Annotated in this window: 20 protein-coding genes; 14 read left to right on the top strand and 6 right to left on the bottom strand. The window is 68.7% G+C overall.

Translation table 11 applies throughout. The features are described 5' to 3' along the window. Positions 1 to 66: 66 nt before the first annotated feature. The gene (hisS, locus tag KIP89_RS06605) at positions 67 to 1566 is read left to right on the top strand and encodes a histidine--tRNA ligase (RefSeq protein WP_213754623.1); all 1500 of its coding nucleotides are present in this window, start codon (positions 67 to 69) and stop codon (positions 1564 to 1566) included. A gap of 1549 nt (positions 1567 to 3115) precedes the next feature. Beyond that, positions 3116 to 3769 (top strand): invasion associated locus B family protein, encoded by a 654-nt coding sequence (locus tag KIP89_RS06600; protein WP_213754622.1) that lies wholly within the window; start codon positions 3116 to 3118, stop codon positions 3767 to 3769. Between the two features lie 182 nt (positions 3770 to 3951). Here KIP89_RS06600 and katG read toward each other — a convergent pair whose 3' ends face one another. Then, positions 3952 to 6126, bottom strand: a complete 2175-nt coding sequence (gene katG, locus KIP89_RS06595; RefSeq protein WP_213754621.1) for a catalase/peroxidase HPI — start codon at positions 6124 to 6126, stop codon at positions 3952 to 3954. Positions 6127 to 6259: 133 nt separating this feature from the next. Between katG and KIP89_RS06590 the strand changes: the two genes are divergently transcribed. From KIP89_RS06590 to hisG, 3 genes are all read left to right on the top strand, one after another. Then, entirely contained in the window at positions 6260 to 7168 is a 909-nt protein-coding gene (locus tag KIP89_RS06590; RefSeq protein WP_213754620.1) for a hydrogen peroxide-inducible genes activator, read from the top strand. Positions 7169 to 7290: 122 nt separating this feature from the next. Continuing rightward, positions 7291 to 8409, top strand: coding sequence for an ATP phosphoribosyltransferase regulatory subunit (locus KIP89_RS06585; RefSeq protein WP_213754619.1), 1119 nt, complete (start codon positions 7291 to 7293; stop codon positions 8407 to 8409). Next, positions 8406 to 9392 carry an ATP phosphoribosyltransferase gene (gene hisG, locus KIP89_RS06580; protein WP_250152250.1) on the top strand — a complete coding sequence of 329 codons (987 nt, stop codon included), beginning with the start codon at positions 8406 to 8408 and terminating at the stop codon, positions 9390 to 9392. The genes KIP89_RS06585 and hisG overlap by 4 nt, the downstream gene beginning before the upstream one ends. 414 nt (positions 9393 to 9806) lie before the next feature. Here hisG and cysG read toward each other — a convergent pair whose 3' ends face one another. From cysG to KIP89_RS06555, 5 genes are all read right to left on the bottom strand, one after another. Further along, the gene (cysG, locus tag KIP89_RS06575) at positions 9807 to 11306 is read right to left on the bottom strand and encodes a siroheme synthase CysG (RefSeq protein WP_250152249.1); all 1500 of its coding nucleotides are present in this window, start codon (positions 11304 to 11306) and stop codon (positions 9807 to 9809) included. 92 nt (positions 11307 to 11398) lie between these two features. After that, positions 11399 to 11896, bottom strand: coding sequence for a TIGR00645 family protein (locus tag KIP89_RS06570; protein ID WP_213754618.1), 498 nt, complete (start codon positions 11894 to 11896; stop codon positions 11399 to 11401). Positions 11897 to 12031: 135 nt separating this feature from the next. Next, positions 12032 to 12748 carry a hypothetical protein gene (locus KIP89_RS06565; protein ID WP_369807062.1) on the bottom strand — a complete coding sequence of 239 codons (717 nt, stop codon included), beginning with the start codon at positions 12746 to 12748 and terminating at the stop codon, positions 12032 to 12034. A 142-nt stretch (positions 12749 to 12890) separates the two neighbouring features. Next, on the bottom strand, positions 12891 to 13544 hold the full coding sequence (msrA, locus tag KIP89_RS06560) for a peptide-methionine (S)-S-oxide reductase MsrA (protein WP_213754617.1): 654 nt from the start codon (positions 13542 to 13544) through the stop codon (positions 12891 to 12893). Between the two features lie 83 nt (positions 13545 to 13627). Then, entirely contained in the window at positions 13628 to 13936 is a 309-nt protein-coding gene (locus tag KIP89_RS06555) for a hypothetical protein (protein ID WP_369807061.1), read from the bottom strand. Between the two features lie 388 nt (positions 13937 to 14324). Between KIP89_RS06555 and ccoN the strand changes: the two genes are divergently transcribed. The 9 genes from ccoN (at position 14325) to KIP89_RS06510 (ending at position 23726) form a co-directional block, all read left to right on the top strand. After that, positions 14325 to 16001, top strand: coding sequence for a cytochrome-c oxidase, cbb3-type subunit I (ccoN, locus tag KIP89_RS06550; RefSeq protein WP_213754616.1), 1677 nt, complete (start codon positions 14325 to 14327; stop codon positions 15999 to 16001). Between the two features lie 10 nt (positions 16002 to 16011). Then, complete coding sequence (gene ccoO, locus KIP89_RS06545; protein ID WP_213754615.1) at positions 16012 to 16773, top strand: cytochrome-c oxidase, cbb3-type subunit II; 762 nt, start codon at positions 16012 to 16014, stop codon at positions 16771 to 16773. A gap of 10 nt (positions 16774 to 16783) precedes the next feature. Then, a complete protein-coding gene (locus KIP89_RS06540) occupies positions 16784 to 16939 on the top strand; it encodes a cbb3-type cytochrome c oxidase subunit 3 (RefSeq protein WP_213754614.1) in 156 nt (51 codons plus the stop codon). A 4-nt stretch (positions 16940 to 16943) separates the two neighbouring features. After that, positions 16944 to 17828 (top strand): cytochrome-c oxidase, cbb3-type subunit III, encoded by an 885-nt coding sequence (gene ccoP, locus KIP89_RS06535; RefSeq protein WP_213754613.1) that lies wholly within the window; start codon positions 16944 to 16946, stop codon positions 17826 to 17828. 244 nt (positions 17829 to 18072) lie between these two features. Further along, positions 18073 to 19533, top strand: coding sequence for a cytochrome c oxidase accessory protein CcoG (gene ccoG / locus KIP89_RS06530; protein WP_213755401.1), 1461 nt, complete (start codon positions 18073 to 18075; stop codon positions 19531 to 19533). Between the two features lie 11 nt (positions 19534 to 19544). Then, the gene (locus KIP89_RS06525) at positions 19545 to 20045 is read left to right on the top strand and encodes a FixH family protein (RefSeq protein WP_213754612.1); all 501 of its coding nucleotides are present in this window, start codon (positions 19545 to 19547) and stop codon (positions 20043 to 20045) included. A 23-nt stretch (positions 20046 to 20068) separates the two neighbouring features. Continuing rightward, on the top strand, positions 20069 to 22375 hold the full coding sequence (locus KIP89_RS06520) for a heavy metal translocating P-type ATPase (protein ID WP_213754611.1): 2307 nt from the start codon (positions 20069 to 20071) through the stop codon (positions 22373 to 22375). Further along, positions 22372 to 22554 (top strand): cbb3-type cytochrome oxidase assembly protein CcoS, encoded by a 183-nt coding sequence (gene ccoS / locus KIP89_RS06515; protein WP_213754610.1) that lies wholly within the window; start codon positions 22372 to 22374, stop codon positions 22552 to 22554. The genes KIP89_RS06520 and ccoS overlap by 4 nt, the downstream gene beginning before the upstream one ends. Beyond that, a complete protein-coding gene (locus KIP89_RS06510; protein WP_213754609.1) occupies positions 22551 to 23726 on the top strand; it encodes an MFS transporter in 1176 nt (391 codons plus the stop codon). Before ccoS ends, KIP89_RS06510 begins: the two co-directional genes overlap by 4 nt. The last annotated feature ends 6 nt before the right edge of the window (positions 23727 to 23732 follow it).

The raw sequence follows: 23732 nt of genomic DNA, 5'->3' as shown, positions 1-23732 counted from the left end.
CCCTCCCGTCTTGCCGCCCGCGCCTGCGTCCTCTAAACCGCGCCGAGACTCTTGAAGGACGGTGCCATGGCCACGGACAAGCCCAGCAAACTGAAGGCGAGCAAACCCAAGGCCCGCCTGCCGCGCGGCTTTGCCGATCGCGGGCCGGGCGAACTGGGCGCCACGCGTGCCATGCTGGAGACCATCCGCAAGGTCTATGAGCTCTACGGCTTCGAGGCGCTGGAGACCCCGTTCATCGAGTACACCGACGCGCTGGGAAAATTCCTGCCCGATCAGGACCGGCCGAATGAGGGCGTGTTCTCCTTCCAGGACGATGACGAGCAGTGGCTCTCGCTGCGCTACGACTTGACCGCCCCGCTCGCCCGCCATGTGGCGGAGCATTTCGACAAGCTGCCCAAGCCCTTCCGCTCCTACCGGGCGGGCTGGGTGTTTCGCAACGAGAAGCCTGGACCGGGGCGCTTCCGCCAGTTCATGCAGTTCGACGCCGACACGGTGGGCGCCCCCACCGTCGCGGCGGACGCCGAGATCTGCATGATGATGGCCGACACGCTGGAGGCGCTCGGGCTGGCCGGCAAGTTCGTCATCAAGGTCAATAACCGCAAGGTGCTCGATGGCGTCTTGGAGGCCATCGGCCTCGGCGGCGACGAGAATGCCGGGCGCCGGCTCACCGTGCTGCGCGCCATCGACAAGTTCGACAAGGTGGGCATTGACGGCGTGCGCGACCTGCTCGGTCCCGGACGCTGGGAGAACCCCGAGGCCAAGAGCGGGGATTTTACGAAGGGTGCCGGGCTCGATGAAGGGCAGACGCAGGTTGTCCTGTCCATGCTCACCCCCGGCGGCGGCGAATTCTTTCCGGCCAGCGCAACCTATCTCGATGGGCGTCGCGAGCTCGACGAGATCGAGGCGCTGGTGAACGGAGCCGGCTATCAAGAGCGCATCCGCATCGACCCCTCCGTCGTGCGCGGCCTCGAATATTACACCGGCCCGGTCTTCGAGGCCGAGCTGACCTTTACCGTCTCGGACGAGAAGGGCCGCCCGGTGCGTTTCGGTTCGGTCGGCGGCGGCGGGCGGTATGATGGGCTGGTCGGCCGCTTCCGCGGCGAGGCGGTGCCGGCGACCGGCTTCTCGATCGGCGTCTCGCGCCTGGCTTCCGCGCTCTCCTATCTGAAAACCGAAGCCAAACCCGAGTTCGGCCCGGTCGTGGTGGTGGTCATGGATCGCGACCAGACGGCCCATTATATGGGCCTCGTGGCGCAGTTGCGTAAAGAAGGCATCCGCGCCGAGATGTATCTCGGCAACCCGAAGAATCTCGGCAACCAGTTCAAATATGCCGACCGGCGCAACAGCCCGTGCGTGGTCATCCAGGGCTCGGATGAGCGCGCCGCCGGCACCGTGCAGATCAAGGATCTGATCGAGGGCGCCAAGGCCGCCGCCGCCATCACCGACAATGCGGAATGGCGCGAGAGCCGCCCGGCGCAGTTCTCCTGTGCCGAGGCCGAGTTGGTCGCGAAGGTCATCGAGGTGCTCGACCATCACGGCGTGCCGCACGGCGACAAGCTGGGCTGACGCGACGGGCGGCCGATGGCCGAACTGACGGTTTGAGGGTGGAAGTGCGGGGGGGCATCGCGCACCCCCATGTGCATCGTCATCCCGTCCCGTCCTCACACCGTCATCCCCGGGCTTGACCCGGGGATCTACGACTGAGGCCGGGCACGGCGGGAGGAAGTCGTGGATGGCCGGATCAAGTCCGGCCATGACGGTGTGAGGTGATGGCGACGCTGAAGGGTCCCCACACCAAAAGCCCCGCACCGCCTCGCGGCCGGGGTTCTGCGCCATTTCCCATCCGCCCTGTGAAGGGCGCGCGGGGCACCGGGGCGGACGCCATCAGCGGCCGCCTGCACCTTTGTTTTAAAAGGTGGTGCAAGCCTTCACTCAGCCAACCGACACGCCGTCCCCGGCGCCCCGCACGCGGTGTTTTATGGCTTGCTCCGAATGGCCCCTGGAGGAGACAGACTTGCTATCCTCCACTGAAGGCGGCGCCCACGCGCACCAAGGCGCGTAGCATCCCGCCCGTGAACGGCGCTCCGCCGCACGGGAACATCCGACTTGGGCCGCGACGCCACCGGGTGCGTTAAGCCCGCCGACGCCGCCACCGCCCCCATCCCCCACGCCGGCCGCTCCGGACGCACCCCTCGGTGAGGACAGGTGGGGGTAGGATGGCGCAGTTCGGGGATCGTGTCTAGGGAAATATTCCTAGATAACTCTTTCGCCGCGCCTGTGCATCGGCGTTCCGTCCCCGCGCGTCCCGCCTTCCCACCGTCATCCCCGGGCTTGACCCGGGGATCCACGACTTGGGGCCGGGCGCGATGGGAGAAGGCGTGGATGGCCGGATCAAGTCCGGCCATGACAGTGTGCGGAGATGGCGACGCCGTGCCGGGGGTGGATGGCCGGGTTGATCCCCGGATCAAGTCCGGGGACGGCCATGACGGCGTAAGGGGATGGCTGCCGGGATGACGGTGAACTGCCTGCGTGCTTCGAGGCCCGGCGTTGCCGGGCACCTCAGCATGACGGAGGGCAGATTGGGCGCGCCGTCATCCTGAGGTGCGAGCGCAGCGAGCCTCGAAGGAGGGTTGAAAGAACGGCATCCTATCATCCCGGACGGCCGAAGGCCGAGCCGGGATCGCGTCCCGCCCCGCAGAACGCCGTCATCCCCGGGCTTGACCCGGGGATCCACGACTTGGGTTCGGGCGCATCGGGGGGAAGGCGTGGATGGCCGGGTTGATCCCCGGATCACGTCCGGGGACGGCCATGACGGCGCAAGGGGATGGCGGCCGGGATGACGGCGAAGTGCCCTGCGTGCTTCGAGGCCCGGCGTTGCCGGGCGCCTCAGCATGACGAGGCCTATTTGCTGCCAACGTCTCCTGCAGCACGCGACGTCCTCCCGAGGGGATGAGCGAAGCGAGCTGAGGGATGGGCGGGCCCCAACATCCCGCTTCAGGCCGTTGCTTATGTGGGCTATGCAGGGCGTGCGGAAGGTAAGGCTGTGCGGTGCCCGCCGCGTCCCGGTGCCGCGCGCGGCACCCGAGCTTTTCGCCTGTTCCAGAGGAAGAACCCGATGCTCCGTCTGCCGTCTCGCCCCACCCTCGCTTTTCTGGGAAGCGCCGCGCTTATGGCGGCGCTGATGCCGGCCGTGCTTGGCCTGTCCGCCGCGCCCGCTTGGGCGCAGACGGCGCCCAAGCCCGCTGCCGCCGTGCCCGCCGCCGCTCCTGCGGCCCCCAAAGCCGACGCCGCCAAGACCGATGCCCCCAAGCCGGATGCGAGCCTGCCGGGCGGGGCGACGTCGCTGCAGGAGAGCTTCGACGACTGGACGGTGAATTGCGCCCTGCCCGGCGGGCGGCGGGTCTGCGTGCTGGCGCAGGTGCAGGTGGACCAGCAGAGCAAGCAGCGCGCGCTGGCCATCGAGGTCGGCGCCACAGATACCAAGAGCGTGACCGGCATCATGGCGCTGCCCTTTGGCATCGCGCTGGCGAGCGGGGCGATCGTGCAGATCGACGATGCCGCGCCGCTGCCGCCGCTGCCGTTCCAGGTCTGCCTGCCGGCGGGCTGCATCGTGCAGTTCCGCTTCGACGGCGACACGCTGGCGCGGATGAAGGCCGGCCAGCAGATGAAGATCACCGCCCGCGCCTTCGAGGGCGGCAAGAGCGTCGTGCTCACCGTCTCGCTCAAGGGCTTCGCCGCCGGCCTCACCCGGCTGCAATCGCTGCTCTGAAAGCGGTAGCCCGTTAGAGCATTTTCGAGCGAAGTGGATTCCGGTTCGCGTGAAGAAAATGCGTCAGAACAAAAAGCTCTAACCCGCGCCAGCAAAAACCCCGCCCACCGTGAGGTGAGCGGGGTTTTTCCGTGCCGTGGAGCGTGAAGGACGGTGCGGCAGCGCCCGGCTGCCGCGCGGCCTCACACCAGATCGAAGCGGTCGGCGTTCATCACCTTGGTCCAGGCGGCGACGAAGTCTTTCACGAACTTCTCGCCGGCATCGTCCTGCGCATAGAGCTCGGCATAGGCGCGCAGGATGGAGTTGGAACCGAAGACCAGATCGACGCGGCTCGCCGTCCACTTCAGCGCGCCGCTCTTGCGGTCGCGCAGCTCATAGACGCCATTGCCGGCATTCTTCCACGCCAGGCCCATATCGGTCAGGTTGACGAAGAAGTCGTTGGTCAGCGCGCCCTCGCGGTCGGTGAACACGCCGTGCTTGGAGCCGGCATGGTTGGTGCCGAGCACGCGCAGGCCGCCGACCAGCACGGTCATTTCCGGGGCGGTGAGGCCCATCAGCTGGGCGCGGTCGAGCAGCAGTTCCTCGGCCGCGACGGCATAGTCCTTCTTCAGCCAGTTGCGGAAACCGTCATGGATCGGCTCCAGCACGCTGAAGGAGTCGGCGTCGGTCTGCGCGTCGGTGGCATCGCCCCGGCCGGGCGCGAAGGGCACGGAGACATCCACCCCCGCCGCCTTGGCGGCCAGCTCGATGCCGACATTGCCGGCCAGCACGATGACGTCGGCGAGGCTGGCGCCGGTCTGCGTCGCGATCGGCTCCAGCACCGCCAGCACCTTGGCGAGGCGGGCCGGCTCATTGCCTTCCCAGTCCTTCTGCGGGGCGAGGCGGATGCGCGCGCCATTGGCGCCGCCGCGCTTGTCCGAGCCGCGATAGGTGCGGGCGCTGTCCCAGGCGGTGGCGACCAGTTCCGGGATCGACAGGCCGGCATTGATGATCTTCGCCTTCACGGCGGTGACATCATAGTTGGTGGCGCCGGCGGGGACGGGGTCCTGCCAGACCAGATCCTCGGCGGGCACGTCCGGGCCGACATAGCGGACCTTCGGGCCCATGTCGCGATGGGTCAGCTTGAACCAGGCGCGGGCGAAGGTGTCCTGGAAATAGGCGGGGTCCGCCATGAACTTCCGGCAGATCGCGTTGTAGATGGGATCGACCTTCATCGCCATGTCGGCGTCGGTCATCATCGGGTTGTGGCGGATCGAGGGATCGCTGGCGTCGACCGGCTTGTCCTCTTCCTTGATGTTGATCGGCTCCCACTGCCAGGCGCCGGCCGGGCTCTTGCGCAGCTCCCATTCATGGCCGAACAGCATGTCGAAGAAGCCCATGTCGAACTTCGTCGGATGGGTGGTCCAGGCGCCTTCGAGGCCGGAGGTGACGGCGCGGCTGGCAAGGCCGTTCTGGTTCGGGTTGGCCCAGCCGAAGCCCTGCTCGGTGATATCCGCGGCTTCCGGGTTGGCGCCGAGCAGCTTGGCGTCGCCATTGCCGTGGGTCTTGCCGACGGTGTGGCCACCGGCGGTCAGCGCGGCGGTTTCCTCGTCATTCATCGCCATGCGGGCGAAGGTCTCGCGCACCTGGGCGGCGGTCTTCATCGGGTCCGGCTTGCCGTTGACGCCTTCCGGATTGACGTAGATGAGACCCATCTGCACGGCGGCGAGCGGGTTCTCCATGGTCGAGGGCTCGTCGACATTGCCGTAGCGTTCGTCGCTCGGGGCCAGCCATTCCTTCTCGGCGCCCCAGTAGACGTCCTTTTCCGGATGCCAGATGTCCTCGCGGCCGAAGCCGAAGCCGAAGGTCTTCAGACCCATCGACTCATAGGCGATGGTGCCGGCATAGGCGAGCAGGTCGGCCCAGCTCACCTTGTTGCCGTACTTCTTCTTGATCGGCCAGAGCAGGCGGCGGGCCTTGTCGAGGCTCACATTGTCCGGCCAGGAATTGAGCGGGGCGAAACGCTGATTGCCGGTGCCGGCGCCGCCGCGGCCATCGGCGAGGCGGTAGGAGCCGGCCGCGTGCCAGGACATGCGGATCATCAGGCCGCCATAATGGCCCCAATCGGCCGGCCACCACTCCTGACTGTCGGTCATCAGGGCGTGCATGTCCTGCTTCAGCGCCTCGAAATCGAGCGACTTCAGCTCCTCGCGGTAGTCGAAGCCCTTGCCGAGCGGATCGGTCTTGGTGTCGTGCTGCGACAGGATGTCGAGGTTGAGGGCGTTCGGCCACCAATTGGTATTGGACGTGCCGGCCTCGGTGATCGCACCGTGCATGACCGGGCACTTGCCCGCCGGCCGCTTCGTGATGTCGTCCATTCTCGCCTCCGAATCCCGATCTTCGCGCCGCATGTCCTGGAATTAGACCAATGCGTGCCTGATGGCAGGGTCTTACCGCGTCTCTGTGATAATGAAAATTTGCATTTTCTAATTGGCACGATATGTACAGCTTATGGGTAATATCTCCATGAAGCATCTGCGCTATTTCGAGGCTCTGGCCCATCACGGCCATTTCGGCCGGGCCGCCGAAGCCTGCGCCATCTCCCAGCCGGCGCTGTCGCTGCAGATCAAGGAGCTGGAGGAAATCCTCGGCGCGCCGCTGGTCGAGCGCGGCATGCGGCAGATCCGCCTCACCAGCCTGGGCGAGCAGTTCGCCGAGCGGGCGCGGGTCATCCTGCGGGCGGTGGACGAGCTGGACGATCTCGCCCGCGCCTCGCACAGCCCGCTGGCCGGGCGGCTGCGCATCGGCGTCATCCCCACCGTGGCGCCGTATCTTTTGCCGGCTATTCTTACCCGGATTTCCGGTCGCTTTCCCGGCCTCGACCTGCGCCCGCGCGAGGCGGTGACACAGAGGCTGGTGGAGGATCTGCTGGAAGGCCGGCTCGACACCGCGATCGTCGCCCTGCCGGTCTCCGAGCCCTCGCTGGTGGAGGTCGCGCTGATCGAGGAAGAGTTCGTGCTGGTGCGCCCGGCGGCGGATGCGATGAAGCCGGTGCCCAATTCCGAGATGCTGCGCGAGATGCAGCTTCTGCTGCTGGAGGAGGGACATTGCTTCCGCGAGCAGGCGCTGTCCTATTGCAACCTCTCCTCCAGCCGGCCGCGCGAGCTGATGGAGGGAAGCTCGCTGACCACGCTGGTGCAGATGGTCGGGGCCGGCATCGGGGTGACGCTGATCCCGCAAATGGCGGTGCGGATCGAGACCGCGCAGGCGCAGGTCGCCGTCGCCCGGCTCGCCCCGCCGCGTCCGGCCCGGAGCATCGGCATGGTCTGGCGCCGCAGCAACCCGCTCTCCGGGCAGTTCGAGCTGCTGGCGCAGATCGTGCGCGAGGCGGCGCAGCTGCGCGCGGGCGCGCCGGGGTGAGCGCGGCGTACGGAAACCATGTCATCGCCCATGCATGGACCGGGCCCGCCCCCTTTGCTAGAAGCGCGCTGCCCAGCTGCTGGGCACGCTGAGACCTCACCGACCGTACCGGACAGGATTCCATGCCCGCCGAAATGAGCCATGCCGAGGAACTGCTCGCGCTCTATGCGCGCGCCGGCTTCGGCCGCGTCGAACCGCCGGTGCTGCAACCGGCCGACGCCTTTCTCGACCTGTCGGGCGAGGAGATGCGGCGGACCATGTTCATCACCACCGACCCGGACGGGCGCGAACTGTGCCTGCGCCCGGACCTGACCCTGCCGGTGTGCCGCCATTACATTGCCGACGGCGCCGTGCAGCCGCGCGACTTCGCCTATCTCGGCCCGGTGTTCCGCTCCGACGTGACGGCCGGCGAACTGCTTCAGGCGGGCGTCGAATCCTTCGGCCGGGCCGACCGCGAGGCGGCCGATGCCGAGGTGCTGGCGCTCGGGCTGGAGACGGCGGCGCTGTGGGGCGTGATCGAGCCGACCGTGCGCCTCGGCGATGCCGGGCTGTTCGCGCGCCTGCTCGACGCGCTCGACCTGCCGCCCGGCTGGCGGCGGCGGCTGATCAAGGATTTCGCCCGCTCCGGCGATCTCGGCGCCGATCTCGCGGCGCTCAAGCAGCGCCCGGAAGCCGGTGGCGTGGCCGCCCATGCCGGCGTGCTCTCGGCGCTGGCCGGCTCCGATCCGGCGGCGGCGCGCGCGCTGGTGGCGGACCTGCTGTCGATTGCCGGCATCACGACGGTGGCCGGCCGCACCGTGCCGGAAATCGCCGAACGCTTCCTCGAACAGGCGGCGCCGGGCGACGCGGAGGGGCTGTCGCCTGAAAAGGTCGCGGTGCTGGAACGCTATCTCGCCATTCAGGGCAACCCGGACACGGCGGCCGCCGCTTTGCGCGCGCTGGCCGACGATGCCCGGCTCGATCTTGGGCAGGCGCTCGACGCCTTTGAGGGGCGCACCCATTTCATCGCCGCGCAGGGCATCGAGCCCGACCGGCTGGCCTTCGCCGCCGCCTTCGGGCGCCCGCTCGACTATTATTCCGGCATGGTGTTCGAACTGCACGAGAATGGCAACGGCGCCCCGCTGGTGGCCGGCGGGCGCTATGACGGGCTGCTCGCCCGGCTCGGCGCGCCCGCGCCGATTCCGGCGGTCGGCTTCGCCGTCTGGCTCGGCCGTCTCGACGCCGTGGAGGCGCGCTCATGAGTTCTCCCGTGACCTCTCCCCTCATCGTCGCCGTGCCCTCCAAGGGCCGGTTGCAGGAAAACGCCACCGCCTTCTTCGCCCGTGCCGGCATGACGCTGAACCAGTCGCGCGGGGCGCGCGACTATCGCGGCACGCTGTCGGGCGTGGAGGGGGTGGAGGTCGCCTATCTCTCCGCCTCCGAAATCGCCAGCCAGCTCGCCGCCGGCGCCGTGCATCTGGGCGTCACCGGCGAGGATCTGGTGCGCGAGAGCATCCCGGACGCCGATTCCAAGGTGCTGCTGGTGGAAGGTCTCGGCTTCGGCCACGCCAATGTGGTGGTGGCGGTGCCGCAGGCCTGGATCGACGTGCGTACCATGCGCGACCTCGACGATGTGGCGACGCATTTCCACGCCAGCCGCGGCCGGCGCATGCGGGTGGCGACGAAATATCTCAACCTCACCCGCGGCTTCTTCGCCCGCCATGGCATCGTCGATTACCGCATCGTCGAGAGCCTCGGCGCCACCGAGGGCACGCCGGCGGCGGGCACGGCGGAGCTGATCGTCGACATCACCACCACCGGCTCGACGCTGGCGGCCAACGCGCTGAAAGTGGTCGATGACGGGGTGATGCTGCGCTCGGAGGCCAATCTCGTCGCCTCGCTCTCGGCCGACTGGAACGCGGGCGCGCGGGCGGCGGCGCGGGCGCTGCTCGACCGGGTGACGGCGGCCAAGCGCGCGGCGACCATGCGCGAGGTGAAGACGCGCTTTGCCGCCTGCGACAGCGTCACCGTGGCCGAGGCGGTGCGCCGCTTCCGCTGCACCGCGCCGTTCGGCGCGCCGACCTCGTCGGGCATGGTGACACTGCATTGCCCGCCCGACACGCTGCACGGCCTCGCCGTGTTCCTGCGCGAGAAGGGCGCCGCTACCGTCTCGGTCGGCGCGCTCGATTATGTGTTCGCGGCCGAGAACCCGCTATTCGAGAAGCTGGAAGCCAAGATCGGCTGAGCGCCCGGCGGGAGCACATATTCCGCCTACCGAGGGCTTCCTCACGGCGTCATGGCCGGGCTTGGCCCGGCCATCCACGACTTCTCAACCGTCGCGCCCAGCCAAAGTCGTGGATCCCCGGGCCAAGCCCGGGGATGACGTCGCTCATGACAGTGCTCACGCGGCACGCGATCCCGGCTCGAGCCCCGGCCGTCCGGGATGACGGCGAAGGGGGCTACCTCTCCGCGGCCTGCGCGTCTGCGTGCTTCGAGGCTCGCTGTGCTCGCGCCTCAGCATGACGGAGATCTGCGCAACGCCGTCATCCTGAGGTGCCCGGGCAAGGCCCGGGCCTCGAAGGACGCAGACGGATGACAGTGCTCACGCGGCACGCGATCCCGGATCGGCCTGCGGCCGTCCGGGATGACGGCGTAGCTATTACCCCTGCGCGGCCTGCGCATCCCTGTCGGCGTCCAGCGCGGCGAAGGCGGGGGCTTCGCCGAGCGCATGGCCGAACAGGACGAGGCAGGGGCCGCTCGCGCCGTCCGCGACCGCCTGCGCCAGCGCCTCGCCGAGCGTGCCGACGGTGGCCGGCACCTGCCGTTCCTGCGGGCGGGTGGCGGAGAAGATGGCGATGGCGGGCGTCGCGGGATCGAGCCCGGCGGCCATCGCCTTCCCGGCCAGTTCGGCCCAGGTGCGCTGCGGCATGTAGACCACCGTGGTCGCCGCCGGATCGGCCAGCGCGCCCCAGTCGAGATCGCGCGGCAGCTTGCCGTCTCTCGCATGGGCGGTGATGAACTGCAGCCGGCGGGCATGGTCGCGATGGGTGAGCGAGGTGGCGAGCCGGCTCGCGGCGCCCTGCGCGGCGGTGATGCCCGGCACCACCTCGACCGGCAGCCCGGCGAGGCGGGCGGCGGCGATCTCCTCGCCGGCGCGGCCGAACACCATCGGGTCGCCGCCCTTGAGCCGCACCACGCGCTTGCCCTGCCTGGCCAGCGAGACCATCAGCGCGTTGATGTCGTCCTGCTTGCAGGAGGGCTTGTAGCCGGTCTTGCCGACCAGCATCTTCCTCGCCTCGCGGCGGGCGACATCGAGCACCGCCGGGGCGACGAGATCGTCATAGAGCACCACATCGGCGGACTGGAGCACGCGCACGGCCTTGAGCGTCAGCAGTTCTGGGTCGCCCGGCCCGGCGCCGACCAGCGCCACCGAGCCGCGCGGCGTGTCGCTGCGCGCGCCGCGCGCATCCGCCAGCAACTCGGCCTTGAGCGCCTCGGAAGGCTCCTCCTCGGGCGTCTCCAGCGCGGCGCCGGTGAAACGCTCCCAGAAGCGGCGGCGGCCCTGATAGGACAGTTCCAGCGCCTGCACCGCCGGGCGCCATTGCCGCGCCGCCTCGGCCCACCGCTTGAAGCCCTGCGGGATTACCGCCTCGATCTTGGCCCGCACCGCCTGCCCGAACACCGGGGCGGCACCGTCGGTGGAGATGCCCACCACCAGCGGCGAGCGGTTGACGATGGCGCCAAAGGCGAAGTCGCAATAAGCGGGCTTGTCGACCACATTGACCGGCACGCCGGCGTCTTGCGCGGCGGCGCGGAAGCGGGCGCAGTCCTCTTCCTCTTCCAGCGCCCCGATGGCCAGTGCAGCCCCATGCAGATCCTCCGGCGTCCACTCGCGGACGATGAGGGTGATCGCACCGGCGGGCGGGGCGGCGGCGAGAGCGAGTAGATCCTCGCAGAACTCGGCGGCATAGACGATGAGGTCGGCGCCGGCGGCGGCGAGCAGCTCGGCCTTCCAGGCGGCGGCTTCCGAGCCGCCGGCCAGCACCACGCGCCGTCCCTCCAGCGTGAAGAACACCGGCAGGCGCGCCAGCGGCGCCATGCGCGCCCCGTTCGGGGCGGCGCGGCGGGAGGGGGCGGGCGTCGGCGTCTCAGTGCTCATATCGGATCGGGTCGCGCTGGCGGAAAGGATCGTTTATTTATTACACAAAAATTACGTTCATTGAAGTCAATAAACGTCATTCAACCGGTAAATCAGTGGCTCTTTTCCGACAGCCGGTCGGTCCAGGCCAGCACCACGCCGGAGACGACGAACACCATGTGGATGATGACGAGCCACATGAGCTGCTTCTCATCCACGCCCTTGTCGAGATTCATGAAGGCCTTGAGCAGGGCGATGGCGGAAATGGCGACGATCGAGGCGAGCAGCTTCTGCTTGAGGCCGGCGAAATCGACCTTGGTCATCCATTCCGGCCAGTTTTCATGGCCCTCGGCGTCGATGCGCGAGACGAAATTCTCATAGCCGGAGAAGATCACGATGATCACCAGGCTGCCGGTGAAGGTGAGGTCGATCAGCGCGAGCAGGCCGAGGATGATGTCGCTCTCGTCCGAGTCATAGGCATGGGTGACGAAGTGGAGCAGCTCATGGCCGAACTTGAACAGCAGCACGAGCAGCGCGATGACGAGGCCGAGATAGAACGGCGCCATGATCCAGCGGCTGATGAAGATGACGCGTTCGATGATCTTCTGCATGGGGGTCCGTTCCCTTTCGCGACTGCGAGAGGGGTGCCACGGCGCCGGGCCGGCGGCAAGAGGTGCGGCAAGAAGAGGCGCGGCACAGGCGCGGCAAAGCTCCGGGGCGTTCGGGCGCCCGTTGCCGGATGGCCCTCAGTTCTGCGGCACCATCTTCTGATAGGTGTTCTTGAGGTCGTCCTGAACCACCGTCGCCGTGCCGGTGGCGGTGAGCAGCAGGTCCTTGTCCGGCGTGCGCGTGCCATAAGTCCAGCCCGCCGGCAGTGTCAGCTTGGCGCCGAGGCTGGGCAGGTCGGCATAGGCGAGCGCGGGGTCGACGATCTGAGCGTAGGACTGCATCACATAGACCGCCCCGTCGGGTGCGGTGAGGGTGAAGACCGGCTTGCCGGCGTCGAAACGATAGGTCGTGTCGCGCTCTATGGTCTGCTCGGTGAAGGCGGGCCCCATGGCCTGGTGCAGCGACAGCCCGACCTCGGCGCGCTTGGCCAGCGTTATGCCGCCAATGGTGATGACCTCGCCGGTCTTGGTGGCGCCGCTGGCGATGATGTCGTCCATGAGGAAATGGCGCGGCCCGTTCATCACCACGGCGAGGGTGTCGAACTGGCGAAGCAGCTCCAGCCGGCTGAGGGCGTCCCACTTGTCGGCCGGACAGTCGTCGAAGCCGAGCGTGTTGTAGACCGAGGCGCGCAGCCCCACCCGCGTCACATGAATGGGCACGATCTCGCAATAGCGGGCATCGCGCAGAACCACCGGCAGCTTCGGCGCGGGTTGCTGTGCCTGTGCGCAGAGCGGCAGCAGCAGGGCGAGGAGCGCGGGCAGGCAGAAGCGGATCGACAGGCGGGCGGTGGTCACGGCGGTCCCTCGTTCAGCTCAAGGTGCCGCAGATTACCGCCGCAGGCCCACCCGGCGGAAGGCGCCCGACGCGATCCGACCAATAATCGACATCCCCGGAAAGGGGGAGGGTCGGCGGCGGGCGAACCCGCCGCCGCTCGTCCTACGCGCTCACGCCGGTGCCGATCGGGCAGGACACGCCGGTGCCGGCGAGGGCGCAATAGCCGTTCGGGTTCTTGGCGAGATATTGCTGGTGATAGGTCTCGGCGAAATAGAACACCGGGGCGTCGACGATCTCGGTGGTGATCGGCGGGTAGCCCTTGGCCTTCAGCGCGGCCTCATAGGAGGCCCTGGCCGCCTGCGCCGCCGCGTGCTGGGCGGGTGAGGTGGGGTAGATGCCGGAACGGTAGGTGGTGCCGACATCATTGCCCTGGCGCATGCCCTGCGTCGGGTCGTGGTTCTCGAAGAACAGCTTGAGAAGCTGCGCGTAGCTGATCACGGCCGGGTCGAACACCACCAGCACCGCCTCGGCATGGCCGGTGAGGCCGGTGCAGGTTTCCTCATAGGTCGGGTTCGGGGTGATGCCGTTGATGTAGCCGACCGCCGTCACCCAGACGCCCGGCGTCTGCCAGAACTTGCGCTCGGCGCCCCAGAAGCAGCCCAGAGCGAAGATCGCGGTCTCGAAGCCCTCGGGATAGGGCCCCTTGAGCGGATTGTGGTTGACCGCGTGATGGCTGGCGGTGGGCAAAGGCTGCGCCCGGCCGGGCAGGGCATTGGCCGCGGTCGGCAGGTCGTCACTCTTCTTGAAGAAGAACATGGTCCGTCCTCGCTATGTGTGCCGCCAATGTAGGAAGCGGCGGCGGGTTTTGCGAGGGTCGCGCCGGCAGGTGGGCGGGGCGCTCAGGCCGGGCGCGGGCGGCCGAGCAGCATGAGCACGAGGCCGATCACGGCGAGCACGATGAACAGCGGCGTTTGCAGCACCGGGGCGACGAGAAGGTCCCAGGTCCCGCCGGGCAGCGTGTCGCTTACCCATCGCTGGAAGGCGGCGAGGCTGTCCTCATGGCTGGCGAGCCAGGTGACGCCCAGCGGCGTGGCGACCACTTCCGAGGAGGCGATCGAGCGCACCCCGTCCAGCACCAGCGCGACAAAGCCGCCGGCGAGCAGCCAGATACCGAGAAAGCGCAGCAGAAACCGGATCGCGCGCAGCACGTTGCCCTCTTCGCCAAATCCCGCGCGGCGGCTGGCCGGCGGGACGGTGTTTCTCTTAGACGCCCGCGCCCGCGCCGGGCAAGTGGCCGGGCAATGCGCGGGGGCGAAGGACACCCGGCATGGGGCGGGGATGAGGGGCGCTCCGTCGGCGCGACGGGTTCGGGAGCGTGGGGCCGTCGCGGGCCGCCGCCGGCCGGCCCCACGCTTGCGCCGCGTCATTGCGCCGCCGGGCTCGCGCGTCCGTGAAGACACCTAGGCTTGATCTGCATCAACGCTGCGCACCTTCCGCAGCGCGAAAGCTCCACCCGGAAAAATGGAGTCGTTCCAGGTCCAGAGTGGACATGTCCCGTGCGGGCATGTCCGGCCTGAACCGGGCGAGGAGGGTCGCATGTCGCAGCAGAGCAGCGCCGTCGGTGGCGTACGGAAGAGTCTGACATTCGGCGAGGGGGGCCTTGCCGTCGTCTTCGCGCTTCTGGCGCTATCCAGCATCACCGTGGCGGCCAAGGCACAGGACAGCGCCTATGCCTTCCACGCCTATCTGTCGGCCTTTGCGAGCCTGGCGACGGTGTTCGTCATTCTCAACCGCTATATGGACCGGCCGGCCGCGCTGCCGCCGCTGATGATCGACGGCAAGCCGAACTACAATTTCGGCCCGGTGAAGTTCGCTACCCTCGCCTCCGTGTTCTGGGGCCTCGCCGGCTTCCTCGTCGGCGTCATCATCGCCTTCCAGCTCGCCTTCCCGGCGCTGAATTTCGACCTGCCCTGGATCGCCTTCGGCCGGCTGCGCCCGCTGCACACCTCGGCGGTGATCTTCGCCTTTGGCGGCAACGTGCTGATCGCGACCTCCTTCTATGTGGTGCAGCGCACCTCGCGCGCCCGGCTCGCCGGTTATCTGGCGCCGTGGTTCGTCGTGCTCGGCTACAATTTCTTCATCGTCATTGCCGGCACCGGCTATCTGCTGGGCATCACCCAGGGCAAGGAATACGCCGAGCCGGAATGGTATGCCGATCTGTGGCTGACGGTTGTGTGGGTGACGTATCTGCTGGTCTTCCTCGCCACGCTGTGGCGCCGGCAGGAGCCGCACATCTATGTGGCGAACTGGTTCTATCTCGCCTTCATCGTCACCATTGCCGTGCTGCATCTCGGCAATAACGCGACCATCCCGATCTCGGTGTTCTCGCCCAAATCCTACATCGTCTGGTCGGGCGTGCAGGATGCCATGGTGCAGTGGTGGTACGGCCACAACGCGGTCGGCTTCTTCCTGACCGCCGGCTTCCTCGCCATCATGTACTACTTCATTCCCAAGCGCGCCGACCGGCCGGTCTATTCCTACCGGCTCTCGATCATCCACTTCTGGGCGCTGATCTTCCTCTACATCTGGGCCGGCCCGCATCACCTGCACTACACGGCGCTGCCGGACTGGGCGCAGACGCTGGGCATGACCTTCTCGATCATGCTGTGGATGCCCTCCTGGGGCGGCATGATCAACGGCCTGATGACGCTCTCGGGCGCCTGGGACAAGCTGCGCACCGACCCGGTGCTGCGCATGATGGTCGTCTCCGTCGCCTTCTACGGCATGTCGACCTTCGAAGGCCCGCTGATGTCGGTGAAGGCGGTGAACTCGCTGTCCCACTACACCGACTGGACCATCGGCCATGTGCATTCCGGCGCGCTCGGCTGGGTCGCCTACATCTCCTTCGGCGCGATCTACTGCCTGGTGCCCTGGCTCTGGCAGAAGCGCGAACTGTACTCGCTGCGCCTCGTCAACTGGCACTTCTGGATCTCCACCATCGGCATCGTCTTCTACATCTCGTCGATGTGGGTGGCGGGCATCCTTCAGGGCCTGATGTGGCGCGCCTACACCTCGCTCGGCTTCCTCGAATATTCCTTCATCGAGACCGTCGAGGCGATGCACCCCTTCTACATCATCCGCGCCCTGGGCGGCGTGCTGTTCCTGATCGGCGGGCTGCTGATGGCCTTCAACATCTTCATGACCATCCGCCAGCCGAGCACCGTCGAGGCAGATACTGGCGTGCACACCCCGTCCCTCGTGCCGGCTGAGTGAGGACACAAAAATGGCTGAACTGGCCGCAACCCCCAAGAAGTCGTCGCTCTGGGCCAAGCATGCCTTCTTCGAGAAGAACTCGATCTGGCTGATCATCGGCATCCTGCTGGTGATCTCGGTCGGCGGGCTCGTCGAGATCGTGCCGCTGTTCTACCTCAAGAGCACCATCGAGAAGGTCTCCGGCGTGCGTCCCTGGACGCCGCTGGAACTCGCCGGCCGCAACATCTATGTCCGCGAAGGCTGCTACAACTGCCACTCGCAGATGGTGCGCCCGCTGCGCGACGAGGTGGAACGCTACGGCCACTACTCGCTGGCGGCCGAGAGCATGTATGACCGCCCGTTCCAGTGGGGCTCCAAGCGCACCGGGCCGGACCTTGCCCGCGTCGGCAACAAATATTCCGACGAATGGCAGCGCCAGCATCTGGCCGATCCGCGTTCGGTCGTGCCGGGCTCGATCATGCCGGGCTACCCGTTCCTGGAAAAGACGCCGCTGAAATTCGCCAATATCGGCGAGGACATCACGGTCAACGCGATACTCGGCGTGCCCTACACGGAGGAGATGCAGGCATCGGCGATCGCCGATCTGCGCCTCCAGGCCTCGCCCGACGGCGACGTGGATGATCTGCAGAAGCGGTATCCCGGCGCGCAGGTCCGCGATTTCGACGGCAACCCCGGGGCCCTCACCGAAGCCGACGCGCTGATCGCCTATCTCCAGGCGCTCGGCACCATGGTCGACTTCAAGCTCTATGACGACAAGGCGAACATCCGCTGAGGAGGCATCCATGAACGAGACCTATCGCGCCCTCGCGGAATTCGCCCAGACCTGGGGGCTCCTCTACTTCGTGGGCATTTTCCTCTGCGTGCTGATCTACGCGCTCTCGCCCTCGCGCAAGGCGCAGTTCGACCACGCCGCCCGCCTGCCTCTGAGCGAGGACTGACATCATGGCCGACATTCACAAGAACGATGTGGACGCCATCACCGGCGTCTCGACCACCGGCCACGAGTGGGACGGCATTCGCGAGCTGAACAACCCGCTGCCGCGCTGGTGGCTGTGGGTCTTCTACCTCTGCATCGTCTGGTCGGTGGCCTATTGGGTGGTCTACCCGGCCTGGCCGCTGGTCAGCTCCTATACGAGCGGCGTGTTCGGCTGGAAGTCGCGCGACGCGGTGCAGGTCCAGCTCGCCGATCTGCGGGCCCAGCGCGCGGCCTTCGCCGACAAGCTGGACGCGGCCTCGCTGGAGCAGATCGAGAGCACGCCGGCGCTGCTGTCCTTCGCCCGCGCGCAGGGCCGCGCCGCCTTCGGCGACAATTGCGCGCCCTGCCATGGCGCGGGTGCGGGCGGCTCCAAAGGCTACCCGAACCTGAACGATGACGACTGGATGTGGGGCGGTTCGCTGGAGCAGATCCAGCAGACCCTGCTGCACGGCATCCGCTCGGCCGATCCCGACGCGCATGTCGGCGACATGCCGGCCTTTGGCCGCGACGGCATCCTGACGCGTCCCGAGGTCGTCGTGGTGGCCGATTATGTGCGCTCGCTCGGCAACCTGCCGGTGCCGGCCGGGGTCACGCCCGACCTCACCAAGGGCAAGGAACTGTTCGAGGCCAATTGCGCCGCCTGCCACGGCGCCGACGGCAAGGGCAATATCGAGCTTGGCGCGCCGAACCTCACCGACGGCATCTGGCTCTATGGTTCCGACCGCGACAGCGTGATCGCCACCATCACCAATGGCCGCGCCGGCATCATGCCGGCCTGGTCGGGCCGCCTCGACCCGACGACGATCAAGGCGCTGACCGTGTATGTCCACTCGCTGGGCGGCGGCAGCTAAAGCCCTTTCCGATCAGGTGGAATCGCCTGATCGGATCCCGGCCGCGCCAGCCCCGACAATGATCCCGGATCGGTCCAATGGACCTGTCCGGGATGACGGCGTGAGGGCCGAGGCAGGGGCGAGGTGAGGGCCTCGGCGAGCCCGTGGCGTGCCGCCGCATAAGCATTTTCCCGCCCGGCATCGCCCGGATCAAAGGCGTAGCTTCGAAAGCCTACAAGAAGCTGTCGCCGTGCCGGGGAAGATGATGAACGTGGCAAGCAAACCTGAAACCGTGGAAACCGAGATCGACGGCCCGCTCTATGAGTCGCGGCGCAAGATCTACCCGATCGCCGTCCACGGCACGTTCCGCCGCATCAAGTGGACGCTGCTGATCATCACGCTCGGCATCTATTATCTGCTGCCCTTCGTCCGCTGGGATCGCGGGCCGAACGCGCCCTCGCAGGCGGTGCTGGTCGACCTCGCCAATGGCCGCTTCTACTTCTTCTTCATCGAGATCTGGCCGCAGGAAATCTACTACGTCACCGGCCTGCTGATCCTCGCCGCGCTGGTGCTGTTCCTGATGAACGCCGTCGCCGGCCGGCTCTGGTGCGGCTATCTGTGCCCGCAGACCGTGTGGACGGACCTGTTCCAGGTGATCGAGCGCATGGTCGAGGGCGATCCGCGCCAGCGCCGCGAGAAGCTGAAGACCGCCTCGCGCGCCCAGCGCGCCTTCGAGGCCGCCGCCAAGCATTTCCTCTGGATCATGGTCGCCTGGTGGACCGGCGGCGCCTGGGTGCTCTATTTCGCCGACGCGCCGACGCTGACCATGCAGCTTCTCAAGGGCGAGGGGCCCGCTGTCGCCTATCTGTGGATCGGCATCCTCACCTTCACCACCTATGTGCTGGCCGGCCACATGCGCGAGCAGGTGTGCACCTATATGTGCCCCTGGCCGCGCATTCAGGCCGCGCTTACCGACGAATACGCGCTGAACGTCACCTATCGCTATGATCGCGGCGAGCCGCGCGGCTCGCTGAAGAAGACCGAGGCGCTGAAGCGCGAGGGGCTGCCGGCGGGCGATTGCGTCGATTGCCATCAATGCGTCGCCGCCTGCCCGACCGGCGTGGATATCCGCCTCGGCAGCCAGCTCGCCTGCATCCAGTGCGGCCTGTGCATCGACGCCTGCGACACGGTGATGAAGAAGGTCGGCCGGCCGACCGCGCTGATCGCCTACGACACCGAGATGAATGTCGAGCGCCGCAGCAAGGGGCTGGCGCCGATCACCAAGATATTGCGCGCCCGCACCGTGCTCTATGCCGCGCTGATCGCCGTGATCGGCGGGATCATGGTCTACAGCCTCGCCGCGCGCGGCACCGAGAGCGTGTCCGTCCTGCATGACCGCAACCCGCTATTCGTGCAGCTCTCGGACGGCTCGATCCGCAACGCCTACACGATGCGCATCGTCAACAAGCAGCCCATGCCGCGCCGCTTCGCCGTCGCCGTCGAGGGCGTGCCGCAGGCCCGGCTGGAGGTTGCCGGCGGGGTGAGCGCGGTCGAGAACGGCCATCCGGTGATCGAGGTCGGCCCGGACCAGACCTATGAGCTGCGCGTCCTGCTCTCGACCCACGCGAAGCTTCCGGCGGAAGCCTCGCTCGGCATCACCTTCTCCATCACCGATGTCGCGGGTGGCCAGACCAGCACCGTGTTCGACCACTTCAAGGGCCCCTGAGGAGCACCGCCATGGCTTTCCATGCCACCGATCTTACGCCGCCGCCGGGCGGGCGGCCCCTCACCGGGCGTACCGTGCTCGCCTGCTTTCTCGGCTTTTTCGCCATCGTCTTCGCGGCCAATTTCTTCCTCGTGCGGGCAGCGGTGACGAGCTTCGGCGGGGTGGAGACGGAAAGCTCCTACAAGGCCGGGCTTGATTTCCGCAGGGAAAGCGAAGCCGCGGCGGCGCAGGCGCAGCGGCACTGGCAGGTCGACGCCCATGTCGAGCCGACCCGGCTGGTGGTGAGCGGGCGCGACGACCACGGGCTGCCGCTGTCCGGTGTCGACCTCACGGCCGAGCTGCATCATCCGACCAACCGCCGGCTGGATATCGTGCTGCAACCGCATGAAATTTCCGACGGCCTGTGGAATGCGCGCGGGGAGATTCCGCCCGGCCAGTGGGAGCTGGTGATCGACTTCTCCCGCGACGGCGAGCGGCTCTACCGCTCGATGAACCGCGTCATCGTCAAATAGCTGCCGGGCGGAAGGTCGTCGTCATGGGTGCGCAGGTCATCGACTTTTCCGCGTCCCCCGGCCCGGTGGAGCGTAGGACCCCTGCCGGGACGGCGGGGGCCGAGCCGGCGGCGCGGGATTTCTCCCTGTTTCTGCGGGAGGATGCCAGCGGGCAGGCGGAGATGGCCTTCGCCATCGAGGGCATCGACTGCGCCGCCTGCATCGACGAGATCGAGGATGCGGCCGAGGCGCTGGACGGGGTCGCCCGGGCGCGGCTGAATTACACCGCCCACCGCCTCACCGTCGGCTGGACCGCGCGGCCGCTGGCCCGGCCCGAGGCGGTGCTCGACGCGCTCGCCCGGATCGGCTACCGCGCCTACCCGTTCGAGGCCGACCGGCTGGAGGCGATCGAGCACGCCAATGCGCGCCATCTGTTGCGCTGCCTCGCCGTGGCGGGCTTCGCGGCGATGAACATCATGCTGCTCTCGGTGTCGGTGTGGTCGGGCAATGCCACCGACATCACGCCGGAGACGCGCGACCTGTTCCACTGGCTCTCGGCGCTGATCGCGCTGCCGGCCGCCGCCTATGCCGGCCAGCCGTTCTTTCACAGCGCCCTGCGGGCACTGAAAGCGCGCTCGCTCAACATGGACGTGCCGATCACGCTCGGCGTGATTCTGGCGCTCGGCGTCTCCGTCTTCGAGACACTGAACCATGCCGAGCACGCCTATTTCGATTCCGCGGTGATGCTGCTCTTTTTCCTGCTCACCGGGCGCTATCTCGACCACGCCATGCGCCGCAAGACGCGGGCCGAGGCCGGCAATCTCGCCGCGCTGAAAGCGGTCAGCGCGCGCCGCTTCGCGCCCGATGGCAGCCTCGTCACCGTGCCCGCCGCCGCCGTGACGGCCGGCGACGAGGTGCTGGTGAGCGCGGGCGAGCGGGCGCCGGTGGACGGTATCGTGGTCGAGGGCTTCGGCGCCGTGGATGAAAGCCTCGTCACCGGCGAGACCCTGCCGCGCCCGGTCTCGGCCGGTGCCAGCGTGCATGCCGGCAGCCTGGTGCAGGACGGCGCGCTGCGCCTGCGCACCACGGCGGCGGGCGAGGACACGTTTCTGGAGGAAATCGAGCGCCTGCTCGACAAGGCGGCAACCGCGCGTGGGCGTTATGTACGGCTCGCCGACCGGGCGGCCCGGCTCTACGCGCCGGTGGTCCACGCGACCGCGCTGCTGTCGCTGATCGGCTGGCTGATCGCCGGCGCCTCGCTGCATCAGGCGGTGCTGATCGCCGTCGCCGTGCTCATCATCACCTGCCCCTGCGCGCTGGCGCTGGCCGTGCCGGCCGTGCAGGTGGTGGCCGCCGGCACGCTGATGCGCCACGGCATCCTGCTCAATTCCGGCGATGCCTTCGAGCGGCTGGCCGAGATCGACACGGTGGCCTTCGACAAGACCGGCACGCTGACCCTGCCGGAGCCGGCGGTCGCCAATGCCGCGGCGGTGCCGCCCGATTTGCTGCTGGCGGCGGCCCGGCTGGCGCTGGCCAGTACCCACCCGCTCGCCCGCGCCATCGCCGCCACCCATCCCGACGCGGAGCCGGTGCGCGAGGCGCGCGAGACCTCCGGCGCGGGCATCGAGGCGATGATCGACGGGCGCGCGGCACGGCTCGGCAGCCCGGCCTTCTGCGGCTGTGCCGACCTCGTGCGGCACGCGCCCGATGCCTCGCTGGTGGCGGTGCGGCTCGGCGAGACCTGCGCGGTGCTGGAAATCCGCCAGACGCTGCGGCCGGACGCGGCGCAGGTCATAAGTCGGCTGAAGAACTTTGGCGGGCGCCGGGGCGAGGGGCTGCGCATTGTCGTCCTTTCCGGCGACCGGACGGAAGCGGTGGCCCCCGTCGCCGCGACTCTGGGCGTCGAGGACTGGTGGTCGCAGGCGCGCCCGGCCGACAAGATCGCCGTGCTCGACAGCCTCGCCGCCGAAGGGCACCGCGTGCTGATGGTCGGCGACGGCATCAATGACGCGCCCTCTCTGGCCAGCGCCCATGTCTCGCTCTCGCCCATCACCGCCGCCGACGTGACCCGCGCGCAGGCCGACGCGGTGTTCCTCGGCGACCGTCTCGCCCCGGTCGAGGCCGCGCTGGCGGTGGCCGCGCGGGCGCGCCGGCTGATGCGCGAGAACCTGATGATCGCCATCGTCTACAATCTGATCGCCGTGCCGCTCGCCATTGCCGGGCTGGTGACGCCGCTGATCGCCGCGCTCGCCATGTCCGGTTCGTCGGTGATCGTCACGCTCAACGCGCTGCGCGCGCGCGGCGGCCCCACTGCTGCGCCCGCTCCGGCACACATCCGGGAGGCCAAATGACCGTTCTTCTCTATCTCGTGCCGGCCGCGCTCTGCCTTGGCCTGCTCGGTCTTCTCGCCTTCATGTGGTCGCTGCGTGCCGGCCAGTATGACGACATGGAAGGCGCGGCGCTGCGCGTGCTGAAGGATGACGACCTTGAGGACGGCCGCCATGGCGCGCCCGGAGGTGAGCGGCCATGAGTGCCGGCGACCTGTTCGGCGTGGAGACGGAGGGCGCGCGCGCCGGCCGGCTCGGCTGTGCCTGCCCGGAAGACAGCGCGCTCGGCCTGCGCCGGGGAGCGGGCGAAGCCCGCCTTGCCGCCGGCTTCGCGCTGGTGGTGCTGGCGCAGGCGCTGACGCTGGGCGTGCTGCCGCTGGCCGGTGACATGCTGGCGCCGCCGGGCGACCGGCTCGGCCTGCTGCCCGTCTCCGGCCTGCCGCTCGCCGCCTTTCTCGGCGGCGCGGCGCTGGCCAGCCTGCCGGCCAGCCTGCTGCTCGACGCTTTCGGCCGGCGGGCCGGCTTCGCGCTCGGGGCGAGCCTCGGTGTCGCGGGCGGTCTCGTCTGCGCCTATGCGCTGGTGACGGCGCTGTTCGCGCCGCTGGTGCTGGGCGCCTTCTGGCTCGGCGCGGCACAGGGCTTCGGCATGTTTTACCGCCACGCCGCCGCCTTCGGCGCGGAATCCGCCGGCCGGCCCGGCGCGGTGGCCCGGCTCATCGGTGCCGGCGCGCTGGCCGGCCTTGCCGGGCCGCTGCTCGCCGGGCAGGCCGAGGCGCTCGCCGTGCCCTACACCTTCGCCGGGACGCTGGTGCTCGCCGCACTGGCCCAGCTTGGCGCGCTCGGCTTTGCGGTGACGCTGCCCGAGGCGCGCTTTTCCCATGCCGATTTCACCGTCGAGGCGGCGCAGGCGGCCCGCCAGACGGGGGCCCACCCCGCTCTCGCCTGGCGGGCGCTGGCGCTGCCGACGCTGATCGGCGCGCTCGCCTGGGGCGCCATGACCTCCGCCATGGCCGGGGCGCCGCTGGCGCTGATCGGCTGCGGCGTCAGCGTGCCGCTGGTGTCCGGCATCGTCGCCTGGCATGTGGTGGCGATGTACGGGCCGGCGCTGGCCGGCGGCGTGCTCGCCCGCCGGATCGGCGCGCCGGCTCTCGCGGTGGGCGCGGTGATGCTCTGCGCGGTCGCGGCGGCGCTGGTCCGCCTGCTGCCGGACGCGCTTAGTATCGGCACCGCCTTCCTCGCGGTCGGCGCCGGCTGGTCGCTCGCCATGTGCGGCGCCACGTTGATGGTGCATGAGAGGGGCCGGCCCTCGCGGCTGCAACTCGCCGCCCATGACGGCACGCTGCTCGCCGCCGCGTTGGCGGGCGTGTTCGTGTGACCGTGC

It is taken from the genome of Ancylobacter radicis, assembly GCF_018449475.1.
In the GTDB taxonomy this organism is placed as follows: Bacteria; Pseudomonadota; Alphaproteobacteria; order Rhizobiales; family Xanthobacteraceae; genus Ancylobacter; species Ancylobacter radicis.
The sequence above is the reverse complement of the archived record's forward strand: the minus strand, read 5'-3'. Positions and strand labels throughout refer to the sequence as shown.

Coding starts and splice junctions, on each gene's coding strand:
- KIP89_RS06570 (WP_213754618.1), bottom strand. CDS start 11,896: ATGCAGAAGATCATCGAACGCGTCATCTTCATCAGCCGCTGGATCATG.
- hisS (WP_213754623.1), top strand. CDS start 67: ATGGCCACGGACAAGCCCAGCAAACTGAAGGCGAGCAAACCCAAGGCC.
- KIP89_RS06520 (WP_213754611.1), top strand. CDS start 20,069: ATGGGTGCGCAGGTCATCGACTTTTCCGCGTCCCCCGGCCCGGTGGAG.
- ccoG (WP_213755401.1), top strand. CDS start 18,073: ATGAACGTGGCAAGCAAACCTGAAACCGTGGAAACCGAGATCGACGGC.
- ccoN (WP_213754616.1), top strand. CDS start 14,325: ATGTCGCAGCAGAGCAGCGCCGTCGGTGGCGTACGGAAGAGTCTGACA.
- KIP89_RS06510 (WP_213754609.1), top strand. CDS start 22,551: ATGAGTGCCGGCGACCTGTTCGGCGTGGAGACGGAGGGCGCGCGCGCC.
- cysG (WP_250152249.1), bottom strand. CDS start 11,306: ATGAGCACTGAGACGCCGACGCCCGCCCCCTCCCGCCGCGCCGCCCCG.
- ccoP (WP_213754613.1), top strand. CDS start 16,944: ATGGCCGACATTCACAAGAACGATGTGGACGCCATCACCGGCGTCTCG.
- KIP89_RS06540 (WP_213754614.1), top strand. CDS start 16,784: ATGAACGAGACCTATCGCGCCCTCGCGGAATTCGCCCAGACCTGGGGG.
- KIP89_RS06600 (WP_213754622.1), top strand. CDS start 3,116: ATGCTCCGTCTGCCGTCTCGCCCCACCCTCGCTTTTCTGGGAAGCGCC.
- msrA (WP_213754617.1), bottom strand. CDS start 13,544: ATGTTCTTCTTCAAGAAGAGTGACGACCTGCCGACCGCGGCCAATGCC.
- KIP89_RS06590 (WP_213754620.1), top strand. CDS start 6,260: ATGGGTAATATCTCCATGAAGCATCTGCGCTATTTCGAGGCTCTGGCC.
- KIP89_RS06525 (WP_213754612.1), top strand. CDS start 19,545: ATGGCTTTCCATGCCACCGATCTTACGCCGCCGCCGGGCGGGCGGCCC.
- ccoS (WP_213754610.1), top strand. CDS start 22,372: ATGACCGTTCTTCTCTATCTCGTGCCGGCCGCGCTCTGCCTTGGCCTG.
- hisG (WP_250152250.1), top strand. CDS start 8,406: ATGAGTTCTCCCGTGACCTCTCCCCTCATCGTCGCCGTGCCCTCCAAG.
- ccoO (WP_213754615.1), top strand. CDS start 16,012: ATGGCTGAACTGGCCGCAACCCCCAAGAAGTCGTCGCTCTGGGCCAAG.
- katG (WP_213754621.1), bottom strand. CDS start 6,126: ATGGACGACATCACGAAGCGGCCGGCGGGCAAGTGCCCGGTCATGCAC.
- KIP89_RS06585 (WP_213754619.1), top strand. CDS start 7,291: ATGCCCGCCGAAATGAGCCATGCCGAGGAACTGCTCGCGCTCTATGCG.